7 protein-coding genes are annotated in these 6,492 nt (G+C 43.6%); 3 read left to right on the top strand and 4 right to left on the bottom strand.

Going from position 1 to position 6,492, the window contains the following annotated elements:
• The 4 genes from VMW01_02660 to VMW01_02675 form a co-directional block, all read right to left on the bottom strand.
• Positions 1–543, bottom strand: a 543-nt coding sequence (locus tag VMW01_02660; protein HUW05139.1) for a C69 family dipeptidase, incomplete at its 3' end; no start/stop codon positions are given.
• A gap of 109 nt (positions 544–652) precedes the next feature.
• The gene (locus VMW01_02665) at positions 653–1,735 is read right to left on the bottom strand and encodes an anhydro-N-acetylmuramic acid kinase (GenBank protein HUW05140.1); all 1,083 of its coding nucleotides are present in this window, start codon (positions 1,733–1,735) and stop codon (positions 653–655) included.
• A gap of 12 nt (positions 1,736–1,747) precedes the next feature.
• On the bottom strand, positions 1,748–2,452 hold the full coding sequence (locus VMW01_02670) for a hypothetical protein (GenBank protein ID HUW05141.1): 705 nt from the start codon (positions 2,450–2,452) through the stop codon (positions 1,748–1,750).
• Between the two features lie 65 nt (positions 2,453–2,517).
• Positions 2,518–4,260 carry a M23 family metallopeptidase gene (locus VMW01_02675; protein ID HUW05142.1) on the bottom strand — a complete coding sequence of 581 codons (1,743 nt, stop codon included), beginning with the start codon at positions 4,258–4,260 and terminating at the stop codon, positions 2,518–2,520.
• A 145-nt stretch (positions 4,261–4,405) separates the two neighbouring features.
• Between VMW01_02675 and VMW01_02680 the strand changes: the two genes are divergently transcribed.
• From VMW01_02680 to rny, 3 genes are all read left to right on the top strand, one after another.
• Positions 4,406–4,699 (top strand): hypothetical protein, encoded by a 294-nt coding sequence (locus VMW01_02680; GenBank protein HUW05143.1) that lies wholly within the window; start codon positions 4,406–4,408, stop codon positions 4,697–4,699.
• A gap of 12 nt (positions 4,700–4,711) precedes the next feature.
• Positions 4,712–5,017: a cell division protein ZapA gene (locus tag VMW01_02685; GenBank protein HUW05144.1), complete on the top strand. Its 306-nt coding sequence runs from the start codon at positions 4,712–4,714 to the stop codon at positions 5,015–5,017.
• 233 nt (positions 5,018–5,250) lie between these two features.
• Positions 5,251–6,492: ribonuclease Y (rny, locus tag VMW01_02690; protein ID HUW05145.1), on the top strand; the 1,242-nt coding region annotated here is incomplete at its 3' end.

Here is a 6,492-nt window from a genome sequence, read left to right on the forward strand (position 1 = left end):
CATTTTGGTTCCTTTTCCCACCATTTCAAGTATCCAAACCTCATTTGGATCGCCTATGGAAAATGATTCCCCTTCTGAAGCATAACCGTACTGGGCCACTAGGTCGGCCATCACCTTTATGGCTTCACGAGCGGTTTTCGACCGCTGAAGTGCAAGGTAAATAAGGCTACCGTAGTCTACAGTAGCAGTGGTGTCACGCAACTCTTCTTTGCCACCAAAGGTGGTTTCACCAATGGTAACTTGGTACTCGTTCATGTTGCCCACCACGTTGTAGGTTTGAGCTGCTTGAGCAATTTGCCCCATCAACTTACCAGTATCCCATTCGTAAATGTTCATCATGGTTCCGGCAGGGTAGGTTTGAGCCGACCAGTGGTAGAGCTCGCCATAAAGAGTGTGTGAATCGGCAGAGTAGGACAAAATGGTAGATCCGTCGGCCGATGCTCCCTTAGTAATTAGAAAGTTTGTACAGGCCAAGGAAGCGCTCGAAATAGCGAAAAGACCCAATGTCAGTGCTACCGAGGCTTTGAAAATGATATGCTTCATAGTATTGTAGATTGATTTAGAATTTGGTTCAGGGCAAATGTATAAAAAAAGTGACCTCTTCAAAATGAGATATCACATGCGGAATTAGATGGTGAAACTATATGATGGTTTAACTGTGGGTGAATATCCCACCTCCTTTGGACATAACGCCAGCAACACTGTTCCTTTCAGCACCAGTTACGGTGGCAAGGCTTGAGCCGATATTACTGAGGTAAAGAACTCCTAAAAAGGCAAAAATAAGAGCCTCCTTATAATCGATGGTTATGGTATCCGGTATCACGAGGGGTAGCTTTGTGTTTTGCCTTAAGAGGGATACTAGAAATGAATTTTTTGCACCACCCCCTGTCACCAATACGTTTTTGCAATTTGTGCTGCTTAAACAGGCTCCTATTTGTTGTGCTATATGGAGATATACTGTGTGTAGCCTATCGTTGGTGCTATAGCTACCAAAGTGTTTTAAAATTGGTAAAAATTCCTGCTCAATCCATTCACTGCCCAACGACTTTGGACCAACTTTTTTGTAATAATCGAGGTTATTCAATTGCTGAAGTAACTCGGGAATAGGTTGCCCATTTCGTCCGAGCTCACCATTGCAATCGTAGCTGTGGCCAAGCTCTAGGGCGAGGTTGTTCAATACAATATTTACCGGAGATGTGTCGTATGCCAAGCGATGCCCGTTATGCTGGTATGAAATGTTTCCAAATCCCCCTAAGTTGAGGCATACGTCGTATTGCGAAAATAGGAGCAGGTCGCCGATTGGCACTAAAGGGGCACCCTGCCCACCAAGCATTACATCTCCTGAACGGAAATCCCATACTGTATCAATGCCTGATACCGCAGCAATGGCGCTGCCATGTCCAAGCTGGAAGGTAACCTTACTTGTAGGCTGGTGGAAAATAGTATGCCCATGTGAGGCAATTATTTTGGGACGAAGCTGATGTTTGATGATAAATTCGTGTGAAATACGCCCTAGGTATTGCCCATATTCGGCATGTAAAGTCAATAAATCAAGAGAGGGAAGCGTCTCAGCCCCCCTCAATTTAGTAATCCACTCAGCTGAGTATGGAATGGTTTCAGCATGCTCGATGCTATATTGCCAAGAATTGCCTGCGTGTGAAAATTTGCAATAAGCCAAATCGACTCCGTCAAGCGATGTCCCAGACATGATACCGAGAGCTGCAATAGCTTTCATTCACCCCAATGGTTAGTGAGTCATATTGATGACGAGGTCGGTAATGGCCTCATTAATTAAACCCATCAGGTTGTCTTTTCCTTCGAAGGCATTATTATTAGCAATTCCATCTAGCAGCGTAGCATCCGTCGGGAGAATATTTTTTGCCTTTGCCATGCCCTGAAATTTATCAACGGGAATAATTCCCTTATTGTTGAAAATTGTCATCACTATGGTAACGTTAGGGCGAAAACCTGGCTCGGATTCTTCCGTAATTGTATCGGTTGTCTCCTTTTTGTCCTTATTGATTTGCCGTGCTGAGTTGTAGGGATCGTTTCGAGGTTCAACCGCTGTAATGGTAATGGCTATTTTAAAGTAGAATTTTGAATTTCCAATTCGGATAACCTTGCTAATATTTCCATCTGGGTAGCCAAATTTATCATAGCTAATTCGGTCTTGAAAACTTTCAAGAGGTTGAATGTCCATGCCAATTTCCTGCTCTAACCGCTGCTCCAGCTGGGAAAATGCATCGTTTCTGACGGCCTTTTCAATTGGGTCAACTTTAGCATCTTTTTCAAAAAGATCCTTATACGGATCGAGGTAGGTGTAAACGGATGGATCGATGGTTACTACATACGAAATGAGCGTAAGTTGCTTATTCCGGTAGTTTGTGTTCGGCTTAGCCCATGCAAGCGATACAATGGTCAATGCCAGAAGGGTGAAAATAATCTTTTTCATTGTGTAGCAAATTGATTCTACAAAGTTAGCATTTTTTGATCAACCTTGCTACTGGTAGGGAGAACCTACCAATGAAAGCCATAATTCTTTTCGGTTTTATTGCCTAGTAAATCAGTGCATTGAATCATAATGATATGCGTAATTCCTGGTTGTATGTGTTTTGCACTTAACTTCAGGCGAAGCTGTTTTTCCTTGGGTTCATAGGCCACAGCAACCCAATTCCCATCGACAAATGCACTATAGCTGGCAATTCCGGTATCTTCATCATCAATCTTAAACATCAGGTATTGCTCCCCATCAATATTATCACCATCGGAAAAGTTGGTGGCTTGCAGCAGGGGCGGAGTTGTGTCACGTGCAATAGTAAATACTCCAAAATTCCTCGTTTCCATGGTTATAGTAGAATCTTCACCGACAATTCCTCCTGCATAGGCAATCTGTCGAGACCTGGTAAACCGGGCAATGTAAATCCTGTCGGTTGTTTTGACGTCCAACATTTTAAGGTTGACCTCTATTTTTATAGGTCTTTGCAAGGCAATAGTTGGCGAACCAACAAAGAAGGCCTTGCACAATGATTGAGTGCATTGGCAGCTGGTGTCACCAAGCTCAACAATTGCTGGGCCATATAGTGCATTGGCGGGAATGGTGGCAGTAACTCCACCCACTGTGAGCGTTGCCGATTTCAATGGCTCAACAATAATTTGTGTATTGGGGTTATTTATCACCAGCGGAGCTGGGTTATACAGGTGTTTTGGTGAGAGGTTAAACCGTAGTGAGGAGACATTCCTGTTGTGGTCGGCAACAGAAATTTCAAAGGAATCGGTCTTTGTGGTATCCAATTCAAAAATGCCATCATTGACATTTACGCTATATACCGAAAGTGGATCGTTGCTTTCTCGGAATAGCTTGATTATTTCGCCATAGTTTAGGCTCTTGGCTCCATAATCGGTAAAGGCATTAGCATAGCGAGTCTCTGCGTAGCTAAACTCGGTTAACTTAAAGGCAAAATCCACCTTACCGTTTTGTTTTAGAGAACCATAGGTAACGTCGAAGGTTCCTTTTTGGTTGTCAATCTTGTCATCGGCAATTATGCCAAAAGCAATTCTCTTTGGAAGCATTTTTTCTTTATCCAAATTTGCCGAATAGCTAGCTTCACCTTCCTTATTGGTTTTAATTCCCCTTATCCTTCGGAAGAGCACGGTATCGCCATAGCCTACCACCTCATAGAGCACCAGTCGCTTAATTTGAGGAGCGGTTTCATCCTTCAAGTCATAAAATCCTTGTGAGAGCGGATCGATGGGATGTTGGTTTTTTGAAATTCGAACCTCGTAGTGTAGGTGAGGACCTGTTGATCCTCCGGTGTTTCCAGAAAAGCCAATGGTGTCTCCCTTCTGGATGCAGAGTAATTCGGGTTCGGGGAAGTCCTCAATATCCCATTTTTGCTGCTCATATTGCAGGCTGTCTACATAATTTTCCAATTTAGCCGAAAAGCGTTCAAGGTGTCCATAAACCGTGGTGTAGCCGTTGGGGTGGTCGATGTAAACTGCGTTGCCATAGCCCACTGAGCTAATCTTGATGCGCGATACCCATCCATCGTAGGGGGCAACCACCACCATGCCTGTATCGCTATTGGTTCTAAAATCTATTCCAGAATGAAAATGGTCTGTTCTCGGTTCTCCAAAAACCGAGGAAACGCCGTTATTGTCTGGCAACGGGTCAGAAAATCCGGAATTTGGGTTCTGAGATAGCAGTATTGTCGGTATGAAAATCATCCCAACGAGGCTAAAAGAAAATATTTTTATACTCATTATTTTTTTTGAAATACAGCTGTTCAGGGGTGTTTGACTCAAAATCCCGCCAATGGTTGCATTACGGGAGCCCAAGTAAAAAATATTTTTTGATTTTTTGAAGAACCTGTGCTAACTTTGTATTGCTAATTTTTTACTTAACCTAATGAACGAAGTGAGCGAGTCGGTTGTTGATAGACTAAAGGATAAGTTATCCGTTGTGATCGATGCTTATGAGAAGCTTGAAGCAGTGAATAGCCAACTTTTAGTTGAAAAGACTAAGCTTACTGAGGCAATTCGTGGAAAGGACGATGTTATTGAGCAGCTAGAACGCAAGGTTGAAACGTTGGTTGTTGCAAAATCGTTTGCCTCCTCAAGCGAAGATACGCATGAAGGTAAGTTAAAGATTAACAAAATTGTGCGGGAAATTGACAAATGTATTGCTCTTTTAAATCGATAGCCCGATTGCTAAATGGATGATAAACTTTCAATAAAAGTAAACGTAGCCGAACGATACTATCCCTTGAAGATAGAGCGGGCCGATGAGGAAAAGATTCGGCGGGCTGCCAAGATGATTAACGACAGGGTTCTGCAGTATAAGCAGCGCTACACCGATAAGGATACACAGGACTTTTTGGCCATGGCTGCCTTACAGTTTGTGATTCGGCTGCTGGAGCATGAGGAGAAGTTGGATATGAGCCCAGTTATGGATGGTTTATCAGAAGTAGAAAGAGATTTGGACGACTTTATAGAGAGAAAAACAGGTTCTTTTAAATAGCATTGCCCGCATAGTTTCCTATATCTTGTGGCGAAACTCAACATTTTAACACTTGGAGTTAAGCTCATATTGTCGAAACCAGGCCTAGTACCAACTTCGGTTGGGATTCCCTTCGGGGAACGTTGGAAGGTTGAGATTGTTTGGCAGCTCCACCCATGTTCATTGGGGTTTCAAAAACAATAGGAAACTTATGCGGGCATTTTTTAGTTTTATTAACTATTTATTTTACGTTTATGGTATATACAATAGTGGCTGCAGGCCTTGCCCTCATAGGCGGATTTGCAATATCCTACATGCTGCTTCACCTATTCCTTCGAAAAAAGCGGCAATCAATTATACGAGAGGCTGAATCTGAAGCAGAGGTCATCAGAAAAGATAAAATTCTTCAGGCTAAGGAAAAATTTTTGACGCTTAAAACTGAGCACGAAAAGGTAATTAACGAAACGAATAACAGGCTCATTCAGTTCGAAACCCGTTTGAAGCAGAAGGAAACGGCCGTATCACAAAGGATGGAGGAGTTTCAGCGGAAAAAGAATGAGATTGACGCTATCCGCAATAACCTCACTGGTCAGCTGGAGTTGGTTGAAAAGCGAACCGAGGAGCTGGATAAGATGCATAAGAATCAAATTGAGCGGCTCGAGAATATTTCCGGTATGTCGGCTGATGAAGCAAAAAATCAGCTGATTGAGAACCTAAAGGCTGAGGCCAGAACTGCTGCCATGTCCTACATTAATGAGGCAATGGACGAGGCCAAAATGACTGCTAACAAGGAGGCAAAGCGCGTAGTGATTCAAACCATTCAGCGCGTTGCAACCGAAGCTGCCATCGAAAATTCGGTTACCGTCTTCCACATTGAATCGGATGAGATAAAGGGACGGATTATTGGCCGGGAAGGTAGAAACATTCGCGCTCTTGAGGCTGCTACCGGTGTTGAGATCATTGTTGACGATACCCCAGAAGCAATTATTCTCTCCGCTTTTGATCCTGTCCGTCGCGAGATTGCCCGTTTGGCACTTCACCAATTGGTTACCGATGGTCGCATTCACCCTGCCCGCATCGAAGAGGTGGTTGGTAAGGTGCAGAAGCAGGTTGAGGAAGAGATTGTGGAGGTTGGAAAGAGAACCGCTATCGACCTTGGCATACACGGTTTGCATCCTGAGCTTATTCGCTTGATTGGAAAGATGAAATATCGTTCTTCCTACGGACAAAATTTGCTTCAGCACTCACGTGAGGTGGCTAACCTTTGCGCCATTATGGCTTCGGAACTTGGATTGAATACTAAGTTGGCAAAACGTGCCGGACTGCTACACGATATTGGAAAAGTGCCCGACGATGAGCCGGAACTTCCACATGCTATTCTTGGTATGAAGCTGGCCGAGAAGTATAAGGAGAAGCCCGAAATTTGCAACGCCATTGGTTCTCACCACGATGAGGTAGAAATGACTACACTTATTGCTCCTTTGGTTCAGGTGTGC

Source organism: Williamwhitmania sp., from assembly GCA_035529935.1.
GTDB lineage: Bacteria > Bacteroidota > Bacteroidia > Bacteroidales > Williamwhitmaniaceae > Williamwhitmania.